The following is a 25,903-nucleotide window of genomic DNA, read 5'->3' as shown; positions in this document are numbered from 1 at the left end:
TAATAAACTTATTGCGATAACTCTACTTCTTTTATTTTCTCTTTCATTCTTGCTTTATCACGATCTAAAATCTCTTTTAAATACTTACCTGTATATGAGCGCTCTTCTTTCACTACTTGCTCTGGCGTTCCGGAAGCAACGATTTGTCCACCTTTGTCTCCGCCTTCTGGTCCAAGATCAATGATATAATCAGCTGTTTTAATAACATCTAAATTATGCTCAATTACAAGTACCGTCTCCCCGCTTTCAACAAGACGTTGCAACACTTCTAGAAGACGTGCAATATCATGTGCATGTAAACCAGTCGTTGGCTCATCTAAAATGTATAACGTACGCCCTGTAGAACGACGGTGTAATTCAGAAGCTAATTTCACACGCTGCGCTTCACCACCTGATAACGTCGTGGCTGGTTGCCCTAATTTCATATAACCAAGCCCTACATCTACAAGCGTTTGAAGTTTACGCTTAATTTTCGGGATATTCGCGAAGAACTCTACTCCATCTTCAATCGTCATTGCTAGTACTTCAGAAATGTTCTTATCTTTATATTTCACTTCTAATGTTTCACGGTTGTAACGTTTACCGTGACAAACTTCACACGGAACATACACGTCTGGCAAGAAGTGCATTTCGATTTTAATAATTCCATCACCACGACACGCTTCACAACGGCCACCTTTTACATTAAAGCTGAAACGTCCTTTTTGATACCCGCGTACTTTCGCTTCATTCGTTTGTGCAAACACATCACGAATATCATCGAATACACCTGTATACGTCGCTGGGTTGGAACGTGGTGTACGCCCAATTGGTGATTGATCAATATCGATAACTTTATCCAACTGCTCAAGACCTTTAATTTCTTTATGAGCCCCTGGCTTCGCTTTCGCTTTATATAGCTTTTGAGCTAACGCTTTATATAATACTTCATTAATCATCGTACTTTTTCCAGATCCAGATACGCCTGTTACTGCTACAAATGTACCTAGAGGGAATGACATTTTCGCGTTTTTTAAGTTATTTTCTTTCGCACCGATGATCTCCACTTTACGTCCGTCACCTTTACGTCTTTCAAGTGGTACTGGAATGAACTCTTTACCGCTTAAATATTTCCCTGTTAATGAATTCTCATCTTGCATCACCTCAGCTGGTGTACCTGCTGACACAACTTGACCACCATGAATACCTGCACCAGGTCCGATATCAAGTAAATAGTCAGCTGCCATCATCGTATCTTCATCATGCTCAACAACGATTAACGTATTGCCTAAATCACGCATCTCTTGCAATGTACGAATAAGACGATCGTTATCACGCTGGTGTAAACCGATTGAAGGCTCATCAAGGATATAAAGTACACCCGTAAGACGCGAACCAATTTGTGTCGCTAAACGAATACGCTGCGCCTCACCCCCTGATAAAGTTCCTGCAGCACGACTTAACGTTAAATAATCTAAACCAACATTCACTAAGAACCCAACGCGCTCCTGAATTTCTCTTAAAATTAAATGAGCAATTTTTTGTTGTTTCTCTGTTAACTCAACATTTGAGAAAAATTCCTGTACCTCTTGAACAGAATATTTCGTTACGTCAGCAATTGTTTTCTCACCAACGAAAACAGCTAAACTCTCAGGTTTTAAGCGTCCGCCTTTACACTTCGGACAAGCTTGCTCCGCCATATATTTCTCCATTTGCTCACGAACATAATCAGAACTCGTCTCACGATAACGACGCTCTATATTCGGAATAACACCTTCAAATAAAATCTCATTTTCCTTTACTTGACCAAATTCATTTACATAGCGGAAATAAACTTTCTCTTCACCGCTTCCGTACAATACTTTATCAAATAAATCTTTCGGTATATCTTTCACAGGCATATCCATATCAACGCCGTAGTGATTACATACAGATTGTAAAAGTTGTGGGTAATATTGCGAACTTGTCGGTTCCCAAGGAGCAATCGCATGTTCATTTAATGATAAATCCCAATTTGGAATAACAAGTTCTAAATCCACCTCTAACTTGGAGCCAAGTCCATCACAAGAAGGGCATGCCCCGAATGGACTGTTGAACGAGAACATGCGTGGCTCTAATTCTCCAATCGAAAAGCCACAATGCGGACAAGCATGATGTTCACTAAATAGAAGTTCCTCTTCTCCCATAACATCGATTAACACTCGTCCCCCGCCAAGCTTTAATGCACTTTCAAGTGAATCAGCAAGACGGCTCGCAATTCCTTCTTTTACAACAATACGGTCAATCACGACTTCAATGGAATGCTTCTTATTTTTATCTAGCGTAATCTCTTCAGATACATCCAGCATTTCACCATCAATACGTACACGGACATAACCTTGTTTCTTAATGTCTTCTAACACTTTCACATGCGCACCTTTACGCCCTGACACAATAGGCGCTAGTACTTGCAATTTCGTACGTTCAGGGTATTCAAGCACACGGTCTACCATCTGTTCTACTGTTTGTGATGTAATTTCAATCCCATGATTTGGACAAATTGGCGTACCAATTCGCGCAAATAATAAACGTAAATAATCATAAATCTCCGTTACTGTTCCAACCGTTGAACGCGGGTTACGACTCGTCGTTTTTTGATCAATCGAAATCGCTGGTGACAACCCTTCAATCGTATCCACATCAGGTTTATCCATTTGCCCTAAAAACTGGCGTGCATACGCAGATAACGATTCTACATATCTGCGCTGCCCTTCTGCATAAATCGTATCAAATGCTAATGATGATTTCCCTGAACCAGACAATCCCGTTACAACAACAAGCTGATTTCTCGGAATGGTTACATCAATATTTTTTAAATTATGTGCTCTAGCACCTTTTACAACAATAAAATCCTTGCTCATGCTCACTCTTTTCACCCTTCCGCTTTTAATTCTAATAGTAAATCTCTTAATTCAGCTGCACGCTCGAAGTCTAACGCTTTTGCTGCTTCTTTCATCTCTGCTTCTATCTTCGCAATTGTCTTTTCACGCTCTTTTTTCGTCATTTTCTTAGCAGGAGTTGCTTCGTATGTTTCTGGCTCTTCAGCAGCTGTTGTCGCACGAATTACATCGCGTACTCCTTTTTGAATCGTCTTCGGTGTAATACCATGCTCTTCATTGTAAGCTTCTTGTATATTACGACGACGTTGTGTTTCTTCAATTGCTATTCCCATCGATCTCGTTATGCGATCTGCGTACATAATAACGCGGCCATTTTCATTACGTGCGGCACGGCCAATTGTTTGAATTAATGAACGCTCTGAACGCAAGAACCCTTCCTTATCTGCATCTAAAATCGCAACGAGCGACACTTCTGGAATATCTAATCCTTCTCGTAGTAAGTTAATACCGACAAGTACATCAAACTTACCAAGGCGAAGATCACGGATAATTTCAATACGTTCTAACGTTTTAATTTCAGAGTGAAGATAGTTTACTTTAATTCCTACATCTTTTAAGTAATCTGTTAAATCCTCTGACATTTTTTTCGTTAAAGTCGTAATTAATACACGTTCATTTTTTGCAATACGATCTTGAATTTCTCCTAATAAATCGTCAATTTGCCCTTCAATTGGTCGTATATCAATTGGTGGATCTAAAAGCCCTGTTGGACGAATAATTTGTTCTATTACTTCCGGTGACTGCTCTAACTCATAAGGTCCTGGCGTTGCCGAAACGTAAATAACTTGATTCGTTTTCTCTTCAAACTCATCAAACATGAGTGGTCTATTATCTAAAGCTGATGGCAGACGGAATCCATGATCTACAAGCACTTGTTTACGTGCTTGGTCCCCGTTATACATCGCTCTTACTTGCGGCACTGATACGTGTGACTCATCCATAACAATTAAGAAATCCTTCGGAAAATAGTCTAATAACGTATACGGCGTTGCACCTGCTGGACGAAGTGTTAAATGACGGGAATAGTTTTCAATCCCTGAACAAAAGCCCATCTCGCGCATCATTTCTAAATCATAACGTGTACGTTGCTCTATACGCTGCGCTTCTAACAACTTACCATTATCATTTAATTCCTTTAAACGCTCTTCTAATTCCTTTTCGATATTTTCAATAGCGACCTTCATTTTTTCTTCACGTGTAACGAAGTGAGATGCTGGGAAGATTGCTACATGATCACGTTCTGCTAATACTTCACCTGTTAACGCATTTACTTCACGAATACGATCGATTTCATCACCGAAAAATTCAATTCGAATACAATGCTCGTCAAGTGATGCTGGGAAGATTTCAACTACATCTCCGCGCACACGGAATGTACCACGCTTGAAATCAATATCATTACGTCCATACTGTACATCAACAAGTTCACGAAGCAATTGATTGCGGTCCTTTTCCATACCAACTCGAAGTGAAACAACTAACTCGCGGTACTCTTCAGGAGAACCTAGACCGTATATGCAAGAAACACTCGCAACGATAATAACATCATCGCGTTCAAATAAAGCAGACGTTGCCGAGTGGCGTAATTTATCAATTTCATCATTAATCTGCGCATCTTTTTCAATAAACGTATCTGTTTGCGGTACATACGCTTCTGGTTGATAATAATCGTAATAACTAACAAAATACTCAACAGAATTGTTAGGAAAGAAATCTTTCAACTCACTATATAACTGTCCTGCTAATGTTTTATTATGAGCCATCACAAGTGTTGGCTTCTGCACTTCTTTAATGACATTTGAAATCGTAAATGTCTTACCCGTTCCTGTCGCTCCAAGCAACACTTGCTTTTTCTTTCCACTATTAATTCCCTCTACAAGCTTCTCTATAGCTACCGGCTGATCACCTTGCGGGGAATACGCTGAGACAATTTCAAATTGATGTTCCAAGTAAAATCCGACCTCCTCATAAAAATCTGTATTATTATTTTACCACGAACGCCCATAAAAAACCTAAAAAAACGAACAGATATTCGGTAAAACTTTCGACAATATATACATAGAAAAAGGAAGGAATAAATACTTCCTTCCTTTACAAATTTTATTTTAAAGGGACATGTAACAACTCATATCCATTACACCTTTCCTCATTCATGTACTCTACTAACCTATAAGCAATATCTACTTCACATGCCTCTTTGACAATCCTTTTACAACTATCTCTTTTTCCTACTGTCATCCTCTCCCACACAAACTATTTGTATACCCTAAAAAAGAAACCTATACTAAATTTACAAAAAGCTACTTTCCCTTTTTTCGGAAAAACAACATATGAAAATGAAATAACTGTATCCACTAAAAATATAATCGCCCACACTTGACTCACACGGCTCGCAGCTTTATTTAAAACAATTCCTGACTCTAACCAAATACCCCACTGTTCGACTGGAATAAACCCATACGCGAAGAAAAAGAAAATATGAACAACAACAAACAAACTAAGATGTAATACCAAATTTTTCATTTCCTGTTTCGCATAGGCCATACCCGTTAATTCTACCTGTTCTTCAATAATAGGCGCTGTTTCATTCCGCCATTTCGCAACTAATTTTTGTACAAATATATCAAGCTTCTTCAAATCCTTTTTCCCGTAGAAGACCGCATATAATAAAATAATGACAGTAATGATCTGAAAGTTAGAGAACTTTCCTGTTTGATAATAGTCTACTACCCCTAAAGTTAAAATAAACACTTCATTTATGAGTAGCACAATCCCCATAATAACACTCGCCTTTTTCAAACGGAATCCGTAACGGAGTAAAAAGAAACCGATAGCTGATAACCAAAATACAATCTCTGCACCAATTAAAAAATACCATCGATATTCTGCGAGTATACTCATTTATCCCTCTCCCTTTCATCATATATACGAAAAGCCTCATCCATATATACTAGAAGTTCTTCCTCAATTGGATACATACTCATTTTCTGTGAATCCTCTTTTGACTTTCTTACTTCCCACAATTTATCTAAAAATGCTTCATCACCATTTGCCATCTCTAAACACTTCTGCATTAATTTCTTTGTTGCACCTTGTACCTCATCACATGATGCTTCTTTACCGTCTTTCATAAAGTTACGTAGTTGCTTTAATAAATTTACCCACTCTAAAACATTCGGATCTTCTTCACTCATGTTCGGCAAATTATGAAGCAACTTTTGTTCTTCCTTAGAAAAAACTTCATTTTGGAACATCTCACGTATTCGAGGAGACTGTTTCGAAAGCTGAATAAGTTCAAACATAACTTTCCAATCTAGTTCTCCTTCCACATCTACTGAATAAACAACCGCTTGTAAAATACGTTCCATTCGATTAAATTTTTTCTGTTCTTCTTGTACAAACTTAAGTTGCTTTTCAAGCGATACTTTTAAATTGAGCTCACCCGTTATTAACATATTCATAATCTCTTTTAATGAAAAACCCATTTCTTTTAAAAATAAAATTTGCTGCAAACGAATAACATCTCTCTCGCTATATAACCGATGTCCCCCATCCGTTTTCCCACCCGGCTTTAATAAATCGATTTGATCATAATAACGTAACGTCCTTACTGTAACCCCTGTTTCCCTCGTTAGTTCTTGAATTGAAATCAACTCCATCACCTCTTCTCCTTCATTATAAAAGGTGACGTAACGTAACTTTCAAGTAGTTTGTAAAAAAATACAAAAAGCTATTTATACCTTTTGTATAAACAGCTTTTATGGAAGAAAACTCTTTTGTATAGCACGTCCACAAGATAAAATAATTGCCACAACAACAACACTTGTTGCTATTTTATGATAATGCGCTAAAACTAATAAATAGTATGATAAACCTACAGCACCAATCATAATACATACACTTGGCACTGGATTACGAGAGAAGTTTTGCATCCCCCACAAAATTGCAAATATAGCCGTCGCAACGCATAATACCGCTAATCCCATCCCGTTTCCCCTTTATATATTTATTTGTTTTCCCTTGTTGCTAATACACTCGTCAATGCCATACTAATTAACAGTCCAAAAATAACTATATATAATGATTCATTTACATCCACGAGCTGTCTATCTAAATACTTATTCACGAAAAGGTACGAGGTAAAAAGAAAGCTACCATACAAACCATAAAATATTGCTGCATGTTTTTCATGACCCTCTCATCTAATGCAGGTACACCTTCTTCTTTTAATCGCGTTTTCTCCCTATACTCAGACACAGCGTATAAACTAATAAGGACTACATTTGAAATCAATATCGCTCCCCACGAAATATTTAAAATGACTAAGCTCGTATTTAAAAGAATCCCCGCTAAAAGCAAACTCCCTACGAATTTCATAATCTCTTGCTTACCCATACATGATCAGCCTCTTTTTTTATTTCTATATTTCCACTTCGGCCAATAGTTCACGACGAAATAAACAAACTGCCCTAGTACAAATAAAACAAACGGTATACCAGCATTTCCATAAACAATTAAATTATATAAACTCCATATCGCTAAACTTATCACGAAAAATAACCCTACATATTTAAACGCTTTATCCGACTGAAATCTCTCAAACTCATCGTTCATTTTCTCTCCCCTTACTCCAGCGTAAATATTTCCTCTACCCTCATTCCAAAATATTTGGCGATTTTTAGGGATAACTCTAAGCTTGGGTTGTAATGATGGTTTTCAATCGCCACGATTGTCTGACGCGTCACCTGCATCGCCTTTGCCATTTCAACTTGTGTTATATGATTTTGTTTTCTTAATTCTTTAATTTTATTTTTTACACCCATAGGATCCACCTTTAAAAGTAAAGATATCTTTACTTAAATTATAATTATTTTCCAAATCCAAGTAAAGATATCTTTACAAAAAAAGGTAAAAAAAGACCGTCCCAAAAATATTCTGGGACGGCCCTTTGCATTTCTCAATAAGTTTTGTCATCTTTTGTCGTTAAGTCGATATTCCTTGTCGAAACGTCGATATAATTCAAGTTGTGTTCGATATATTTCCATTTGCGTCGATATACTTTCATTTACTATCGCTATCTCAACAAAAAGTTTACAATTTTGCCATAGTCCTTCCCTACTACATAAATCCTAATCCCCATACAAGAACGTATCCGAGAACCGATAAACAAACCGAGCCAATTAACCCTGCCACAAATGCCTTACTTCCTAATTTACGGAACGTTTTAAACTCTACATTTAAACCAAGCCCTGCCATCGCCATTGCGATCAGCATATAAGCAATGACTACAATATATCCAGCAACAACTTCTGGAATCACACCAAGTGAATGCACCGCGCTCATCGCTAAAAATCCGAAGATGAACCATGGAATTGGGAGATCACGCCAAGAACCTTTTTCTTCGCTTCCCTCGCTCTTACCAAACCATAATCCAATTAAAATCGCTACTGGCACGAGCATCGCAACACGTGTTAATTTTACGATAACTGCGATATCTACAGCCGTGCTACCGCCTGGTGCTGCAGCGGCGATAACATGCGCGATTTCGTGCAGCGTCGCGCCTGAGAACACGCCGTATCCATATGGAGATAAGCCCAGCACTGGGTATAATAGCGTATAAATAAGTGTAAATATCGTACCTAAAATTGCAATAATCGCTGCCCCGACTGCCGTTTCATCATCCTTCGCTTTTACTTGCGGTGCAATTGCCACGACCGCGGCCGCGCCGCAAATCGCTGTTCCGCACGCTGTTAAAATCCCAAGTTTCTTTTCTACTTTAAATACTTTCGTTAGTCCATATACAACGAAAATTGTAAATGTAATCACAACCGCTGCGATGACCAACACTTTCGGTCCCGCCTTCGCAATATCTACAAGATTTAACCGCATTCCAAGTAAGATAATCCCAAAGCGAAGCAACTTCTTACTTGCAAAGTTCGTTCCTACTATCGCTTCTTGCGGAATCCCGATAGATGCTCGCCAAACCATCCCAATTAGAATAGCAATTACTAATTGTCCCATAATATTTAAAAATGGAAGCTCTGCTAAATATTTCGCGACAATGGCGATTAATAACGTAATTCCAATACCTTGCGAAAATCCAAAGCCCTTCTTCTTTTGTATAACAAGTGTTTGTTCCACTTTGTACCACCCCAATAATCGTATTGGAACATGCATGTTCTTTCTACTTACATTATAAGAGGGTTTTAATAATAAGTTTAATATCAATATTGAATCTCTATCATCAGAAATACTTATGATAAGATGAAAGAAAACGAAAGGAGCCTAGCAAATGAACGTAGATATTTTAAAGATTTTCGTTACTGTCGTTGAACAGAAACATTTCTCACGTGCAGCAGAATTATTAAATCTTTCCCAGCCCGGCGTAAGTATGCATATACGCAACTTAGAAAACGAATTTGGAACTACACTTATTCAGCGATCCCCGAAGCACGTCCAAGTTACGGAAGCTGGAAACATATTATACATACATGCAAAGCAAATGCTCTCTCTTTATGAAGATGCTAAGCAGGAAATTAACGAACTACATAACGTTGTAACAGGGACACTTCGCATTGGTGCTAGTTTTACAATTGGTGAATACTTACTTCCGAAAATACTCGCTAACTATGCGAATGAAAATCCACACGTCGAAGTTCATACATTTATCTCAAATACAGAAGAAGTTTTGCAAAGCCTTCGCTCCAATCAAATCGATATCGGCTTAGTGGAAGGCCAGGTCGTATACGCTGACGTAGACGTTGAAACGTTTATGCAAGATGAAATGAAACTCGTCGTTCCGCCAAATCATCCACTGCTCCGCACAAATGAAATAAATAAAACCACACTCCAAGACCAAGTATGGGTATTAAGAGAAAGTGGTTCTGGTACACGTGCTTATAGCGATCGTTTTATTCATCAACATCATTTAAAAATGAAACGCTTCTTTACATTTAGTAGCATTCAAAGCGTAAAGGAAGCCGTCGCTGCCGGGCTTGGCATCGCTATCCTTTCAGATTGGACTGTGCGGAAAGAACTAATAGCCAAAGAACTATTCCATGTCGAAGTTCCAAATGAACAACTAATCCGTCCATTCTCCATCGTGCGCGGCAAATATTTTATTCCATCTAAAGCCATTCAAGTATTCTTAAATCATGTAGATTCTTTTGCGAAAAAACAGCATTGACCTTCACATTAATGTGAAGGTTTACAATACATGTAAAAGGAGTGAAACACATTGCGAATCGGAGAGTTATCAAAAGAAACTGGCGTTAGCGAAAGATCACTAAGACATTATGAAGAAAAGGGATTACTCCCTTCTAAGCGCCTCGCAAATGGCTACCGTGATTTTGATGACAGTGCCATTGAAAAAGTAGAGCTTATCCAAATGTACTTACAGCTTGGCTTAAATTTAGAAGAGACTGCGAGGATGCTGCGCTGCCTTGAGATCGCACCGCACCTGTACGAAAATCCTTGTAGCAGTATCCTTGCACTTTATGAAGATAAACTCAATGAAGTAACAAGACAAATCTCATTACTTTCCAGCATTCAAACGAATTTGCAAAAACACGTTTCACTCCTAAAACAAGCAAAAGAAAAGGAATGATGACATGTTTGTTATACACGGCAGTTCCAGACAAAACGGAAATACGGAAGCTCTAACACATATGATGATTGATGGAATCGAAACAGAACAAATTTACTTGCGAGACCATACAGTCCATCCTATTACAGATCAACGTCATAATGCAGAAGGATTCCAACCTGTAAATGATGGCTACGAGCAGTTAATCGAGCGTATGCTAGAGCACGGCACGATTATCTTTGCTACACCGTTATACTGGTACGGAATGAGCGGTCATATGAAAAACTTCATCGATTGCTGGTCACAAAGCTTGCGCGATACATCTCTTCATTTTAAAGAGAAAATGAAAGGGAAAAAGATGTACGTTGTCATCGTTGGTGGGGATAATCCGAAACTGAAGGCATTGCCACTTATTGCTCAGTTCCAATATATCTTTGATTTTGTTGGGTCATCATTTGAAGGGTATGTTATTGGGGATGCGAATGGATTAGATGAAATCAAAAATGATGCTGAAGCACTTGCAAAGGCACAACTGTATAATAGCGAATTCAAAAATCACAAACAGAAATAAGTTTGACAAACTCTTTTGTATGCGCATACAATAAAAATAATATTATGAAAGGAAGGTACTTTGACCAATGAAGTTCTAATTCTCTTATTTATTTCATCCATCACAAATAGTGAACAAAAATGATGAAAACTAGCAGAGGATTAGTCTGTCCATTTGTCGATACTTTCTTTCGAAACGATCATGTAAAAAATCGTTTATTTATGTACGATTTTTACATGCAAGGGCGACGTTTATCCTCTCTAGTGAAACTAGGGAGGTTTTTTTATGACTATTTTATTCGCACGTAATATTGAAAAGAGCTTTGGTGATCGCAAACTATTTACATTACCATCACTGGAAATTCAAGCAAACGATCGTATAGGAATTGTCGGAGTCAACGGAGCTGGAAAATCTACGTTACTACAAATATTAAGTAAAGAAATAGAAGCTGACGAAGGTACAGTAACTCACCATAGTTCTATCTCCATCATTCCTCAGCTTAGTGAAGAACTACCGGAAACCGCTTCTTCTCTCACAAAAGGCAAATGGAGTATTTCAAACGTTACAGATTCAATGAGCGGCGGTGAACGAATACGCCTAAAAATTGCCCACGCTCTCGAACAAGATGCAGGCATTCTATTCGCTGATGAACCAACAAGCCACTTAGATATGTTCGGTACAGAGCAATTAGAAAAGGCACTTTTATCTTATAAAGGGGCACTTGTTTTAATATCACACGATCGTGATTTTCTAAATACTATATGTACAAAAATCATCGAAATTGAAGACGGCACTATTAAAGAGTATAAAGGGAATTATTCAAACTATCGAAAGCAAAAAGAACGTGAGCGAATACAAAAACAAGCAGAATATGAGCAATATATAAAAGGAAAAAATCGTTTAGAGCAGTCAATTTTACAAAGAAAGCAAAGTGCTTCTAGTATGACAAAAATCCCAACGCGGTTCAGTTCATCTGAATCTAAACTTTATAAGTTAAGCGGGGCTCATGGGCAAGAAAATGTTAGCAAAGCAGCGAAAGCATTAGAGACACGTCTTGAAAAATTAGAAAAGAAGGAAAAACCGAAGGATCTTTCTCAAGCTCAGTTTGACGTGCAATACCATACACCAATTCATAGTAAAGTGGTGGTACAGTTTAATAAAGTAACAAAGAAAATAAGTGACCGCATACTATTTAAAAATATGAGTGGGACTATTGCCCCTGGTGCGAAGCTTGCTATTTTAGGGGCAAATGGAAGTGGAAAAACCACTTTGTTCAACATGCTTCTCGCAAACGAGCGCGGCATTCAGCTTTCGAAAAGTTGTAAAGTTGGATACTTTGAACAAACACTATCAATTTTAAAAACAGATAAAACAATTTTAGAAAATGTTCTAGAAGAAACAAATTATACGGAGTCGTTCGTTCGAACAATACTTGCACGGCTCCTATTCCGCCGTGAAGATGTTCATAAACCTGTGCACGTCTTAAGTGGCGGTGAACGAATGAAGGTTGCACTCGCAAAAGTATTTTTAGGAAACTATAATATGCTTCTGCTCGATGAACCGACAAACTATTTAGACTTAGCAACGCAAGAAGAATTAGAAAGCATGTTACAAGAATATCCTGGGACTATACTTTTCATTAGCCATGACCGTGCCTTCATTCGTTCTGTTGCAGACCATATTCTACAAATAGATGAGAGCGAGCCAAGAATATTCCACGGCAATTACGAGCAATACACAAAAAGAACAACCGAAGCTTCTGTAAACGTTACTGAACAAGAATTATTGAGGTTACAAACAAAATTAACTGAAATCATCAGCCGGATTTCTATACCAAATCATCACGATGACATCACATTTCTCGAACAAGAATACGAAAAATTATTAGTCCAAATTCAAAAATGTAAAGAAGCGCTCTAATGTCTTCCCTATATATCGACGGGATCTTCCGCATTTCCCAAGAAATATCGAGACTTCGACATAGAATATCCACCGATCTATAATGTTAGACACGAAAGCAAAACAAAAAGCCGTGCATCAGCACGGCTTTTCACTTTATATACGGACAGCAGTCCCGCTCACTGCAACCATTAGCATTCCTTCGCGAACTACTTCGTAATCCACGTCGATGCCAACAATAGCGTTCGCATTTTTTTGTCTTGCTAGAGTTTTCATCTCTTCCATTGCGATGTCGCGTGCTTCTTTCAATTTACTTTCATAAGCGCCAGAACGACCGCCGACAACATCACGGACAGAAGCGAAAAGGTCACGAACGATATTCGCACCCATAATTGCTTCCCCGTTCACGATATCGATATAGTCAATAATTTCTTTCCCTTGAATTGTAGATGTTGTTGTTACAATCATGCTTTGTAGCCTCCCATATAAGATTTCCATCTACTTATATGATGTGCCAATCCAGCAGAAATTATATTTACGAACTAAATTGAGCTTCGTATAACCTACTATATCCTCTGCCTTGCTCAATTAATTCATCATGCGAACCTTGTTCTGCAATACCGTCTTTATTTACAACAACGATGCGATCAGCATTTTTAATCGTTGCAAGTCTATGTGCAATCACTAATGTTGTACGACCAACGGCTAATTCAGCAAGTGATTTTTGAATCGCAAGTTCCGTCTCTGTATCTAGTGCAGAAGTTGCTTCATCTAATATTAAAATTGGCGGATTTTTCAAGAACATACGAGCAATTGCGAGGCGCTGCTTCTGTCCACCTGAAAGTTTCACGCCGCGTTCACCGATAACTGTATCTAAACCGTCTGGCTGTGAGTAAATTAAATCCTCTAACTGGGCTCTCTTTACCGCCTGCCAAATGTCAGCCTCTGACGCTTTTAAATTTCCGTAAGCAATATTTTCACGGATCGTTCCTGAGAATAAGAACACATCCTGTTGTACAATTCCAATTTGTTTACGAAGTGACGATAATGTCATCTCTTTCGTATCAATGCCATCAATTTGGATTGAACCAGACGATTGCTCATAAAATCGTGGTAGTAAACTACATAACGTTGTTTTCCCTGCTCCTGATGGTCCAACGAACGCAACTGTTTCACCTGCATGGATTTTCAAACTAATATCATTTAAAATCGGTTCTTTGTTTTCATATCCGAACGTAATGTTGTTATATTGAATATCACCGTGTACATGTTTTACTTCTATCGCATCTTTAGAGTCTACAATATCAGGCTCTGTTTCAAGAAGTTCTACATATCTTTTAAAACCAGCGATCCCTTTCGGATAACTTTCAATAACCGCGTTAATTTTCTCAATTGGGCGGAAGAAAATATTCGTTAATAAAACGAATCCGATAAATCCACCGTACGTTAACTCACCTTGCAGAACAAACCATGTGCCGCATATTAATACGAAGAGCGTTACGAGACGCATAAGCATATAACTAATTGACGAATTTAGCGCCATAATTTTATACGCCATTAATTTCGTTGTACGGAAACGAGCATTGTTTACAGCAAACTGTTCTTTCTCAAACTTTTCATTTCCGAATGCTTGTACAACGCGAATACCACCGACGTTATTTTCAATACACGCATTGAAATCAGCAACGTCTGAGAATAATCGTCTAAACGTGCCCGTCATTTTTTTATTGAAGTAAAGTGCCAACCATAATAAGAATGGAATTACGAAGAATGTTAACAGTGCTAACTTCCAGTTGATCATCATCATAAATGAAAATGCCCCAACTAAAGTCATTACAGCGATGAACAAATCTTCTGGTCCGTGGTGAGCAATTTCTCCAATTTCCATTAAATCGTTTGTAAGACGTGAAATTAAATGACCTGTTTTATTATTGTCAAAAAATCTGAATGATAGCTTTTGAATGTGATCAAATAATTTCTGCCTCATATCTGTTTCAATGTTAACGCCAAGCATATGTCCCCAGTATGTAACGACATATTGTAGGCCTGCGTTTAACATATAAACTGCAAATAACCCGAAGCACGCCCATAAAATAAGCGTCCAGTTTTGCCCTGGCAATAACTTATCAATAAATTGATTTACGATAAGCGGAAAGCCAAGTTCCAGTAATCCTGCGATAACTGCGCAAGAAAAATCGAGTATAAATAAACCTTTGTACGGTTTATAGTAAGAAAAAAATTTACGTAGCATATCTTTCCTCCATTTCCCAAAATTTAAAAGACTCTCTAAATGATAACCATTATCAAGTAATTATTCAAGTGATTCGTCTATGAAACTAAAAATGATTTTTGCGAGAGTTGTCATTTTTTATTGGAAAGTCGATATAGATTTCATTTACTACCAAAACCAAAAAGGGTGTCACCTAGTGGTGACACCCTCACTTCTATTTACATCGCTTCTGAATCCCACTCATGATCCTGCTGAACAAACACAACACCTAATTCGTGATGTCCCCCGGCATATAATGCTGTTTGAGCAAGGCGAAGCTCGCCATTTGTATCTAATACTTCCAGTTTACAAAATGCTCCTGTCGTCTTCGTTTGAAGCGCATCATAAAATTCCTCTGCACTTCGTGGAATAACTCCATTTACTTTCGTAATAACTTCTCCAGGCAGTAACTTCAGCTCTGCTCCAATTGTATTTGGAATTGTATCTAATACGACAAGTCCATCATTACGTGCGGCGAAATAGGCCGGTCTTGTCTCATCTACAATTTTTTCTTGCATCGAGATCGTGAAACGTCCAAGCATTGCGACTCCCATCGCGATAATTGCCAGTACGTGCCACCAGTAACTTGCAATTCCTAAAACAAGCACAAGTCCTGCTAATCCATAGACACGTCTTCCTGTAAATAATAGAGCTTCCGTCGGCTCATAACTTCTAATCTTCCTCATAAATCCAATTAAAAATGGAACGAGGAATAAAGAGTATGTAGTTGAACCTATTGAAACGACAGGCCACCAAGAAATAAATCCTGTCACCGCGTCTCCCGGTATAAGAATAAATACTGGCACAAGCCATAGACGATTCGATTCATGTAGTCCAATTCGTAACCCACGCTTACCTTTTTTAATTTTTGGCGTAGAATATCGCACTGCATTTTTAGAGATTAATAAGCCCTCTACAACGAGCATAACGCCTAGTAAAATAGCAAGGGATACAATCGTACCCTCTTCCCCTTCTCCAAGCTGTAAGAAGGAAACTGGCATCTTAGACGATAATAACACGAATGCAATAGCGATTCCGAAAGTATACGCTACAGATAAATATCGATACATAGCAGTTAATCCAAATAATATCGTCCAAAGTAAAATTATCCATAAGCTCGCTTTGGAAACAGTAAGTCCAAGACCAATTGTAATAATAGATACGATTAATCCATACTTAACACCTGCAAATAGCGTTGTTCGTAGTTCAAACCAAATATCATATACTTTAAAAGAAAAATCTTTTCGTTCTCTTAATATACGTAAGTATCCAACAAAGATACTACTAATTAAAAATACATAGACAGCAGGGTGTAAGAAAAAACGTCCAACTGCCCGTAGTATTTCAAAAAGCCATGCCTCCACGAATTCATTCACCACCATTTATATCATTCTTTCTTTTTATCTTATCATAACTAAAGAAACGTTTGTTTAACACATAAAAAAATACAGGCATCAAAATGCCTGTATCCTTTCTTATTTTGCCATTAATTTTAATGCCGTTTGTAATTGTAAATCATTTTCTCCGGAACGAATCTTTTCAATGATTTTAGTTTGAATCGCTTCAGCGGTCTTTTTATCGAGTTGTCCCGTTGCTTCCATCTCATTCGCATTTTGGAATGCTTTCAGCGCTGATTCTGTTTCTTTACTAAAGTATCCATCTTCACGTCCTGGTACATAACCTAAGCTTTTCAGCATTTCTTGTGCATGTTTTACTTGCACATCATTTGAATTGTATGAAAGTGTCTTTTCGATTTGAATTGGTGTCGCATGATAATAATCTGGTTGCTTCACTTCTACAGTTGGCGCGATTCCTTTTTTATGAATCCAGTTTCCATCTGGAGTTAACCATTTGAACATCGTTAATTTAATGTTACTGCCATCTTTAAACGGAACGGCCTGCTGGACGGTCCCTTTACCAAACGTTGTTTCACCAATTAAATCGTAACCTTCTCCTTCTTTCAGCGCACCAGCTAAAATTTCTGAAGCAGAGGCACTTCCTTTATCAATTAACACTGAAATTGGATATGGCTTTCTCTCTTTCAATTCTGTAGAGATTTTCTTTTTCTCGCCATTACGCTGCTCTACTTGTAACATCGGCTTTTTATCCGTCATAATTTCTCCTAGTATTTCTTCTACACTATTTAAATAGCCACCAGGATTACCACGCACGTCAATAACTAAGCCTTGTATGTTTTTCTTCTCTAATTCTTTTAACTGATCCTTAAATTCTTTCGCTGTATTTTCAGCAAAAGAAGTAATTTGCATATAACCGATATCTTTTCCGCTTTCTTGCTTCACAGAACTAAACACCGTGAAGATTGGAATTTTTTCACGCTTAATTTTAAATACAATCGGATCAGTTACTCCTGCACGCTTAATTTCAATCGCGACAGTCGTTCCCTTTTTACCACGAATTTTTAATACCGCTTCTTCACGTGATAAGTCTTTCACACTGTTTCCATCTACAGATAAAATTTGGTCATTCGGTTTAATTCCTATCTTTTCTGCTGGTGAACCTTTAATTGGCGATACGATAATAAGCTTACCGTCCGTCTTATTCACCTCAGCCCCAATCCCCTCTAACTCAGGATCAAGCGATTCACTAAACTGTTTGGCTGTTTCTTTATCCATATACGTGGAATAAGGGTCCTTCAGCGTAGACAACATACCTTGTATTGCACCTTCAACTAATTTTTCATCTTTCACGTCTTCCACATAACGTGAATCAATTAGTGCATACGCCTCATTAATTTTTGCCAAATTTCCTTGCGTTGTGCTAGCGTTCCCACTCGAAATTGTTTGCGTTACTTCCGCTGGGTTAACCCCAAATGCAGACATTCCTGCAAACATTCCGCCAGCACCAATTAAAAATGCAACAACCATTCCAATAATTGCAACTCTACGTTTCAATGCGGAATTCCCCTTTCCAAAACACACAGGTGGTGTAGCAAAAGGCATCACACAGCGTGTGATGCCTTTACCTATTTCTACTATATGATAAGCTTGTACGAATTATGTTTGCAACTTTTTATACTTTTAAGAAGCGACGAATTGACATTACACTTCCCCACATACCGATTAACGCCCCAATTAACACTAGTAAACCAGCTAATTGGAATACGAACGGACTGTATGGTAGAAGTTCGAAAATTGTTCCGCCAAGTTTTTCATTAAACACACCTTGCAATGAATTATACATAACTAAAATTATGCCAATTGGAATAATTGATCCTAATACTCCTAGGAATAATCCTTCTAACAAGAATGGCCAACGAATAAACCAGTTTGTTGCACCAACAAGTTTCATAATTTCAATCTCAGTACTACGAGCATAAATTGTAATTTTAATTGTGTTAGAGATTAAGAACATCGCTGTGAATAGAAGACCGGCAATTAACAGAATCCCGATGTTACGACCAGTTTTTACAGTATCAAATAATTTTTCAACTTGACCTTTGCCGTATTGAACATTACTTACAAACTGCATCTTCTCAATCTTCTTCGCGATTGCCGCCGTATCTGTCGGTTCTTTCGCCTTTACAACGAATACGTCTTTCAGTGGGTTATCTTGCTCGAATAACTCGAACGTTTTTCCACTATCACCTAAACTTTTAATTAAACGTTTCAACTCTTCTTCTTTAGAAGAATATTTAATAGAATCTACTTTCGCAATCTTACTCATATCTTCTTCTAATTTCTTTTGATCAGCTTCTTTTGCTGCTGGATCAATATGCACACGAATTTCCACATCTTGCTCTACTTTCGTCGCAAAATGATTCATATTCATAATAGCTGTTAAAAAGACACCTACAAGTAATAATGTAACCGTTACTGCACTAACAGAAGCAAACGTCATCCATCCGTTACGGGATAGATTCTTTACACCTTCTCGCAAATGTCGACTAAGGGTCTTAGTCTTCATATCCGTACCCTCCCTCAATCTCGTCTCGAACAATTTTTCCGCCTTCAATCGCGATTACACGATGACGAATTGTATTTACGATATCTGAGTTATGCGTCGCCATAACAATCGTTGTACCACGCTCATTAATGCGCGTAAAAATCTTCATAATATCAAGAGCCGTTTCAATATCTAAGTTACCTGTTGGCTCATCGGCAATTACAACCTTTGGTCTATTTACAATCGCTCTCGCAATCGCAACACGTTGTTGCTCTCCACCTGAAAGTTCACCTGGAAGTGCATCTGCACGATCTTCAAGGCCTACAAGACCTAACACTTCTGTCACACGTTCACGAATTGCTTCTTTCTCTTCTTCAATTACTTCTAAGGCAAACGCAACATTCTCATATACCGTTAATTTAGGTAGTAATTTAAAATCTTGGAAGATTACACCTAATTGACGACGGAAATATGGAACATCTCTTTCTGCCAATGTTTCAATTACAAGTCCATTTACATTAATTGATCCTGTGGATGGCTTCTCTTCACGATACATCATTTTAATAAATGTAGATTTTCCGGCTCCACTCGGTCCAACTACATATACGAATTCACCTTGCTTAATGTTAACTGTGAGACCAGCAATGGCTTTCATACCATTTGGGTACTCCTTATAAACATTCGTCATTTTTATCATTATTTATCACCCAATACTTAATGATTTTTTTTCGAAATACTTTTCTGTGCATTTGAAAATAAAACAAAAACTTTTATTCTCTGTGTACCATTCTTGTTGAAGGCAGCTTCCTTACATGCCTTTTATTAGCAACGCTGCTCTATGTAATATATTTCATCAAAATTCTACAAACCCCATTGTAACATCAATCGGTTTCCAATTCGGATACAGTTTTGTTACAGTTATGTTACATCCTCTAAAAAGGGAAACGAGCTGCTGTAATTTATTAACCCGAAATGCTTTTCGGGCAAATTATACACTCAGCTCGTTTATTAAACATTTTCTTATTTATGTTCAGCTAACCATTCAGCTACTTTTTTCGCGTCCTCACCTTGAATAAGTCCTGGTGACATTGAACCGCGGCCTTTTTTAATAATTTCTTCGATATCTGCAGCATCGTACTTACCGCCTACTTTTCTTAAATCAGGTCCAGTTGCCCCCGATAAATCTTTCGCGTGACATCCAGCACAACTTCTTTGGAAAATTTGTTCTGCGCTATCTGTGCTTGCAGATTGTTTAGAAGGCTTACTCTCTTCCTTATTTCCGCACGCTCCTAAAGCAAAAATGACTGATGTCCCTAACGCAATAGCCAACAATTTCTTTTTCACTTCTATCGCTCCCCATTATTGATATTCTTTTCATTCCTAACACACTCATTTTTCATTATAAGCATTATCTTTATATAGAAAAACTAAGGTATATTTCATCTTCGTCAAAAATATAGTGAGAACCCTGATAAAACAAAGCTTCCATAAATTGTTTCAATTCTGTGAACATCATAAAAACTTCAACAAAGTACCTTTTCCCAGAAATCAAACTAGAAAAATTCAGCATAAAGTCCTACTCTATTCCTGCCCTATTTTACTATTCTCTACTTTTTACAAAACAATATACAACATTGTATTCTACATATAATCCCACCAAAAAGAGAAGTTGTCGTTTCCAACTTCTCTTCCTCTTTACTTCATCTATATAAACAAAATAAAACGCTGTATACCCTCTATTTCCTCAGCATGAGCCAACAACTTTGTTGGCTTTTTCTATTATTAAATGCGCGAACGTAAGTAAGCATCAATAAATGGATCAATTTCTCCGTCCATTACCGCTTGTACGTTACCAACCTCTGTATTTGTACGGTGGTCTTTTACAAGAGAATATGGATGGAATACATAAGAACGGATTTGGCTACCCCATCCGATTTCTTTTTGCTCTCCACGAATCTCATCTAATTGTGCTTGTTGTTCTTCTAATTTCTTTTGGTACAGTTTCGCTTTTAACATTTTCATCGCATGCTCACGGTTTTTAATTTGAGAACGTTCTGACTGACATGTAACAACCGTATTTGTCGGTGTATGCGTAATACGAACTGCTGAATCCGTCGTATTAACGTGCTGCCCACCAGCTCCACTTGCACGATACGTATCAATTTTCAAGTCTTCTGTACGCACTTCAATTTCAACTTCATCATTGAACTCAGGTACAACTTCACAAGAAACAAACGATGTATGACGACGACCTGAAGAATCGAATGGTGAAATACGTACAAGACGGTGTACACCCTTCTCTGCTTTTAAGTAACCGTAAGCGTTATGACCTTTAATTAATAAAGTAACACTCTTAATACCTGCTTCGTCACCTGGTAAATAGTCAACCGTTTCTACTTTAAAGCCGCGCTTTTCAGCCCAACGTGTGTACATACGTAATAACATAGAACCCCAGTCTTGTGACTCTGTTCCACCTGCACCTGGGTGTAATTCTAAAATCGCATTATTTTTATCATAAGGATCACTTAATAGTAACTGAAGCTCATATTCATTCATTTCTTGAATTAGGCCTTTTACTTCTGATTCTAATTCCACATGTAAATCTTCATCATACTCTTCTTTTAAAAGTTCGTGCGTTATTTCTAAGTTTTCGAACGTCTCGTCTAACTGACGGAACTTTCCAACCATATCTTTTAACGCATTTGCTTCGTTAATTACAGCTTGAGCGCCTTGTTGGTCATCCCAAAATCCTGCACCCATCATCGTTTCTTCTAATTCTGCGATTTGTTTTTCCTTAGCAGGAAGGTCAAAGAGACCCCCTAAAAGCCGCTAATCTCTTAGCCATTTTCTCTAATTCTTGTCTAATTTCTACTAATTCCATTTCCTTCACCTCTATGTAATTGCTGTTACTTTCGTATGAAAACAAGGGAAACTCTCTCCACTTATTCCGGAGAGAGTTTAATCCTTCTTAATTATACATTTTTGATGTAAAAATTTGCAAAGCGGTCTAAACAAACTATCTTTTCGTATTACTTCCCAATGCCACAACAGTTTTTATATTTTTTACCGCTACCGCATTTACATAAATCGTTGCGGCCCATTTGGTCACCTTTTACAACCGGTTTTTTCTTTGCCTCTTCGCCATCACTAGATGGGTGAACAGCTTCACCTTGAACAACTTCTTGACGCTCTAAGTTTTGTTCAATTTCAGCTTTCATAATGTAACGAGAGATTTCCTCTTCAATAGAAGCAATCATTGACTCGAACATTGCGAACCCTTCCATCTGATACTCACGAAGTGGATCGATTTGACCGTAAGCGCGTAAATGGATACCTTCACGAAGGTGATCCATCGCATCAATATGCTCTGTCCATTTCGTATCTACAACACGGAATACAACAACTTTTTCGAATTCACGCGTCTGCTCTTCAGGTAGAAGTTTTTCTCTTTCGTTATAACGCTCTAATAATTTCGCGATGATTGATTCGCTCATTTCTTCTGGAGCAAGGCGACGTAACTCTTCTTCTTTTACATCTCCTTCTTGCAGAAGGTTTGTATTTAAGTAATCGACAAGACCTTTAATGTTCCAATCTTCTTCGATTTCTTCTTGCGTATGAAGTGCAACAGCACGTTCTATCGTAGATTTCATCATACCTTCAATAATGCCGCGTAAGTTCTCAGACTCCATTACTTCTTGACGCTGTTTATAAATAACTTCACGTTGCTGACGAAGTACATCATCGTACTGTAGTAACTGCTTACGCGCATCATAGTTATTTCCTTCTACACGTTTTTGCGCAGATTCTACCGCACGAGAAACCATTTTACTTTCGATTGGCTGTGTATCATCCATACCAAGACGATCCATCATCGATTTCATATTATCTGAACCGAAGCGGCGCATTAATTCATCTTCCATTGATAAGTAGAACTGAGTCACACCAGGATCCCCTTGACGACCAGCACGACCACGTAACTGATTATCAATACGACGGCTTTCGTGACGCTCTGTACCGATAACTGCTAGACCAACGTTTTTAATATCGTCCCCAAGCTTAATATCCGTACCACGACCAGCCATGTTTGTCGCAATCGTTACAGCACCTTTCATACCAGCTTCTGCAATGATATCTGCTTCACGTGCATGGTTTTTTGCGTTTAAGATGTTATGACGTACACCTTTACGTGTTAACATTTTTGAAATAAGCTCTGACGTTTCAATTGCAACTGTACCAACAAGAATTGGTTGCCCTTGTTTATGACGATTTACAATATCCTCAACAACTGCATTGAATTTACCTTCCATTGATTTGAAGATTAAATCCGCACGGTCATCACGAATAATATCTTTATTCGTTGGAATTACGATAACATTCATATTGTAAATACTACGGAATTCTTCTTCTTCCGTTTTCGCTGTACCAGTCATACCAGATAACTTTTCGTACATACGGAAGTAGTTCTGGAACGTAATTGTTGCAAGCGTCATACTTTCATTTTGAATTTCTACGCCTTCTTTTGCTTCAATAGCTTGGTGTAAACCTTCGCTATAACGACGACCTTTCATAAGACGACCAGTGAATTGGTCTACAATTACGATTTCGCCTTCTTGTACAACATAATCTGTATCAAGGTGCATAACAACATGCGCACGAAGTGCCTGATTAATATGGTGAAGAAGCGCTACATGTTTTAAATCGAATAAATTTTCAATATGGAAAGCTTTCTCCGCTTTCGTAATACCATCTTCTGTTAACATTACATTTTTCGTCTTCACATCAAATGAATACTCTTTTTCATTTTCTAACGTACGAACAAATGCATTCGCAAACATGTATAGCTCTGCTGATTTTTGAGCTTGTCCAGAAATAATAAGCGGCGTACGTGCTTCATCGACTAAAATAGAATCGACTTCATCGATAATAGCAAAATGAAGTGGACGTTGAACGCGCTGCTCTTTATATAACACCATATTGTCACGTAAGTAATCGAATCCAAGCTCATTATTAGTGCTATACGTAATATCAGCAGCATAAGCAGCTTGTTTCTCTTCGCGCGACATATGGTTTAAGTTAATTCCTACCGTTAAGCCTAGGAACTCATGAAGTTGTCCCATTTCGCTCGCATCACGCTGTGCTAAGTATTCATTGACTGTAACAACGTGAACACCTTTTCCTGTTAAAGCATTTAAATATACAGGTAAAGTAGACGTTAATGTTTTACCCTCACCCGTTTTCATCTCAGAAATATTACCTTCATGTAAGGCGATACCACCCATTAACTGTACTCCATACGGACGCATTCCAAGAACACGAGTCGCAGCTTCACGAACAACCGCAAAAGCTTCAGGAAGTAGATCATCTACTGTCTCACCTTTTGTTAGACGTTCTTTAAATTCAAGCGTCTTTCCTTTTAATTGTTCATCAGTTAGTGGCTTAATAGATGATTCTAATGCATCAATCTGTTCAACTGTCTTCTGCATACGTTTAATTTGACGTTGATTTACATCAAACACCTTTTTTAAAATACCGATCATAGGAAATACGCTCCTCTTTTTATTAAAATAAAACTTCCGATTGTTTTTCTTTTTCTCTATTACAATCAGTCGTTATAAAAATCAAATGTATGTTATGCCAATTTTTCTCCTAATTAAAAAAACTAAAATGTATATACCTAAGGATAATTGTAACACTTGTCTTATAACTATGACAACAATCGGCAGAATGTCTAGCCTTATATTCAGAAAAAGTTTTTATTTCATTTGTTCCAACAAACTAATATTTCTTTTCTCTATCTTTTCATTTCAAATTCATGTTACAAATTTTGTATTAAATCTAAGTAGTATTCTTTCAAGTTCTCTTTTAAAGAGGGTGGCTCAATTATTCTTATAGTTTTACCAAAACTGGCCAAATAAGAAATAATAAAGTTAATTTCCGCAGGCTCATAAGTTCCTATTAAATATGTATCTCCGGGTTCTTCCCATAACTTCATCGAAGGATATTGTTGCTGTTTAAATATCTCTATCCCCCTTGCAGTAATCGAGCATTTAAAGTGAATAGCTTGTTCAGTTGCCTTCCAAAGACTATGTGCGTTATGTATATTTATATTTTCTAAATCCACACTACCCTGAGCTCCTACCACTTCTAACGACCTAATACGATCACAACGAAAAACTCGATAAGCCGATTTATCTAAATCATAAGCTTGGCAATACCAATAACCTTTCATTGCATAAATCGAAATTGGCTGAATACGACGCATTGTCGTTTGCTTCGGCGTAACATAGTTCACATTTAATGCCTCTTTTCGAACAGCAGCTAATAAAAGGTCTTCTAGATAACCACATTCATGCGCCTGTTCCAAATGATAAAAAGCAACTCTCTTTTGCAAGTTTTCAATTTGCACGCGCTGTTTTGACGAAACACTGTCTAAAAATTTCTTATTAATGGAATGGAACGATACTTGAAAGGGACTACTTACAAAGCTTTTTAACGCTTGCATTGCAAAATAAAGCGCAAAAACTTCATGGTTTGTAAATGAAATTGGTGGTAATGTCATTGATTTTATTAAACGGTATCCTCCATACCGACCATATTCGGCAAAAAGAGGTGTACCCATTTCCTCTAATGATGTAATATCACGTAACGCTGTCCTTTTCGAAATTTGAAACTCATCCATTAAATCTTTCAATGTGAATATTTGTTTTTGATTTATAAAACGCAGCATCTGATTTAAACGTTCAACTTTTTTCATAAACTCTCCCTATAGGTGCCATATG

22 protein-coding genes and 1 pseudogene are annotated in these 25,903 nt (G+C 37.7%); 4 read left to right on the top strand and 19 right to left on the bottom strand.

What is annotated here, in order from left to right:
- Positions 1 to 8: 8 nt before the first annotated feature.
- The 9 genes and pseudogenes from uvrA to MR065_RS12110 form a co-directional block, all read right to left on the bottom strand.
- A complete protein-coding gene (uvrA, locus tag MR065_RS12150) occupies positions 9 to 2,879 on the bottom strand; it encodes an excinuclease ABC subunit UvrA (protein WP_242213892.1) in 2,871 nt (956 codons plus the stop codon).
- An 11-nt stretch (positions 2,880 to 2,890) separates the two neighbouring features.
- Complete coding sequence (gene uvrB / locus MR065_RS12145) at positions 2,891 to 4,867, bottom strand: excinuclease ABC subunit B (RefSeq protein ID WP_242213823.1); 1,977 nt, start codon at positions 4,865 to 4,867, stop codon at positions 2,891 to 2,893.
- Positions 4,868 to 5,171: 304 nt separating this feature from the next.
- On the bottom strand, positions 5,172 to 5,819 hold the full coding sequence (locus MR065_RS12140) for a hypothetical protein (RefSeq protein WP_242213822.1): 648 nt from the start codon (positions 5,817 to 5,819) through the stop codon (positions 5,172 to 5,174).
- A complete protein-coding gene (locus tag MR065_RS12135; RefSeq protein WP_242213821.1) occupies positions 5,816 to 6,577 on the bottom strand; it encodes a MerR family transcriptional regulator in 762 nt (253 codons plus the stop codon). The genes MR065_RS12140 and MR065_RS12135 overlap by 4 nt, the downstream gene beginning before the upstream one ends.
- Positions 6,578 to 6,676: 99 nt before the next feature.
- A complete protein-coding gene (locus MR065_RS12130) occupies positions 6,677 to 6,904 on the bottom strand; it encodes a hypothetical protein (protein WP_242213820.1) in 228 nt (75 codons plus the stop codon).
- A 20-nt stretch (positions 6,905 to 6,924) separates the two neighbouring features.
- A pseudogene (locus MR065_RS12125) lies at positions 6,925 to 7,313 on the bottom strand (ATPase).
- A gap of 6 nt (positions 7,314 to 7,319) precedes the next feature.
- Entirely contained in the window at positions 7,320 to 7,532 is a 213-nt protein-coding gene (locus tag MR065_RS12120) for a hypothetical protein (protein ID WP_242213819.1), read from the bottom strand.
- Between the two features lie 11 nt (positions 7,533 to 7,543).
- Positions 7,544 to 7,741, bottom strand: a complete 198-nt coding sequence (locus MR065_RS12115) for a helix-turn-helix transcriptional regulator (RefSeq protein WP_242213818.1) — start codon at positions 7,739 to 7,741, stop codon at positions 7,544 to 7,546.
- A gap of 295 nt (positions 7,742 to 8,036) precedes the next feature.
- On the bottom strand, positions 8,037 to 9,059 hold the full coding sequence (locus MR065_RS12110; protein ID WP_141557867.1) for a YeiH family protein: 1,023 nt from the start codon (positions 9,057 to 9,059) through the stop codon (positions 8,037 to 8,039).
- Positions 9,060 to 9,210: 151 nt separating this feature from the next.
- On the opposite strand from MR065_RS12110, the gene MR065_RS12105 reads away from it, so the two are divergent.
- The 4 genes from MR065_RS12105 to abc-f all read left to right on the top strand — a co-directional run bounded on the left by MR065_RS12105 (position 9,211) and on the right by abc-f (position 12,973).
- Complete coding sequence (locus MR065_RS12105; RefSeq protein ID WP_242213817.1) at positions 9,211 to 10,104, top strand: LysR family transcriptional regulator; 894 nt, start codon at positions 9,211 to 9,213, stop codon at positions 10,102 to 10,104.
- A 51-nt stretch (positions 10,105 to 10,155) separates the two neighbouring features.
- Complete coding sequence (locus tag MR065_RS12100) at positions 10,156 to 10,524, top strand: MerR family transcriptional regulator (protein ID WP_242213816.1); 369 nt, start codon at positions 10,156 to 10,158, stop codon at positions 10,522 to 10,524.
- 4 nt (positions 10,525 to 10,528) lie between these two features.
- Entirely contained in the window at positions 10,529 to 11,074 is a 546-nt protein-coding gene (locus MR065_RS12095) for a flavodoxin family protein (RefSeq protein WP_242213815.1), read from the top strand.
- Between the two features lie 264 nt (positions 11,075 to 11,338).
- A complete protein-coding gene (abc-f, locus tag MR065_RS12090; RefSeq protein ID WP_242213814.1) occupies positions 11,339 to 12,973 on the top strand; it encodes a ribosomal protection-like ABC-F family protein in 1,635 nt (544 codons plus the stop codon).
- A 135-nt stretch (positions 12,974 to 13,108) separates the two neighbouring features.
- Here abc-f and MR065_RS12085 read toward each other — a convergent pair whose 3' ends face one another.
- The 10 genes from MR065_RS12085 to MR065_RS12040 all read right to left on the bottom strand — a co-directional run bounded on the left by MR065_RS12085 (position 13,109) and on the right by MR065_RS12040 (position 25,878).
- Positions 13,109 to 13,420 (bottom strand): YbjQ family protein, encoded by a 312-nt coding sequence (locus MR065_RS12085; protein WP_000637520.1) that lies wholly within the window; start codon positions 13,418 to 13,420, stop codon positions 13,109 to 13,111.
- A 67-nt stretch (positions 13,421 to 13,487) separates the two neighbouring features.
- The gene (locus tag MR065_RS12080) at positions 13,488 to 15,203 is read right to left on the bottom strand and encodes an ABC transporter ATP-binding protein (protein WP_242213813.1); all 1,716 of its coding nucleotides are present in this window, start codon (positions 15,201 to 15,203) and stop codon (positions 13,488 to 13,490) included.
- A gap of 197 nt (positions 15,204 to 15,400) precedes the next feature.
- Positions 15,401 to 16,585 (bottom strand): PDZ domain-containing protein, encoded by a 1,185-nt coding sequence (locus MR065_RS12075; RefSeq protein ID WP_242213812.1) that lies wholly within the window; start codon positions 16,583 to 16,585, stop codon positions 15,401 to 15,403.
- Positions 16,586 to 16,696: 111 nt separating this feature from the next.
- Entirely contained in the window at positions 16,697 to 18,133 is a 1,437-nt protein-coding gene (locus tag MR065_RS12070) for a S41 family peptidase (protein WP_097904137.1), read from the bottom strand.
- A 118-nt stretch (positions 18,134 to 18,251) separates the two neighbouring features.
- A complete protein-coding gene (ftsX, locus tag MR065_RS12065) occupies positions 18,252 to 19,145 on the bottom strand; it encodes a permease-like cell division protein FtsX (RefSeq protein WP_242213811.1) in 894 nt (297 codons plus the stop codon).
- Positions 19,135 to 19,821: a cell division ATP-binding protein FtsE gene (gene ftsE, locus MR065_RS12060; RefSeq protein ID WP_000594324.1), complete on the bottom strand. Its 687-nt coding sequence runs from the start codon at positions 19,819 to 19,821 to the stop codon at positions 19,135 to 19,137. Before ftsE ends, ftsX begins: the two co-directional genes overlap by 11 nt.
- A 323-nt stretch (positions 19,822 to 20,144) precedes the next feature.
- Positions 20,145 to 20,468, bottom strand: a complete 324-nt coding sequence (cccB, locus tag MR065_RS12055; protein WP_242213810.1) for a cytochrome c551 — start codon at positions 20,466 to 20,468, stop codon at positions 20,145 to 20,147.
- A gap of 438 nt (positions 20,469 to 20,906) precedes the next feature.
- A protein-coding gene (gene prfB / locus MR065_RS12050) for a peptide chain release factor 2 (protein WP_242213809.1) occupies positions 20,907 to 22,005 on the bottom strand; the annotation gives its coding sequence in 2 pieces (ribosomal slippage) (positions 20,907 to 21,932 and positions 21,934 to 22,005; 1,098 coding nt in all).
- A 148-nt stretch (positions 22,006 to 22,153) separates the two neighbouring features.
- Positions 22,154 to 24,661, bottom strand: a complete 2,508-nt coding sequence (gene secA / locus MR065_RS12045) for a preprotein translocase subunit SecA (RefSeq protein ID WP_242213808.1) — start codon at positions 24,659 to 24,661, stop codon at positions 22,154 to 22,156.
- 278 nt (positions 24,662 to 24,939) lie between these two features.
- Positions 24,940 to 25,878 (bottom strand): helix-turn-helix transcriptional regulator, encoded by a 939-nt coding sequence (locus tag MR065_RS12040; protein WP_242213807.1) that lies wholly within the window; start codon positions 25,876 to 25,878, stop codon positions 24,940 to 24,942.
- Between the last annotated feature and the right edge of the window lie 25 nt (positions 25,879 to 25,903).

Origin of the sequence: Bacillus cereus group sp. BfR-BA-01383 (assembly GCF_022663495.1) — a bacterium.
Taxonomy (GTDB): Bacteria; Bacillota; Bacilli; order Bacillales; family Bacillaceae_G; genus Bacillus_A; species Bacillus_A cereus_AU.
The sequence above is the reverse complement of the archived record's forward strand: the minus strand, read 5'-3'. Positions and strand labels throughout refer to the sequence as shown.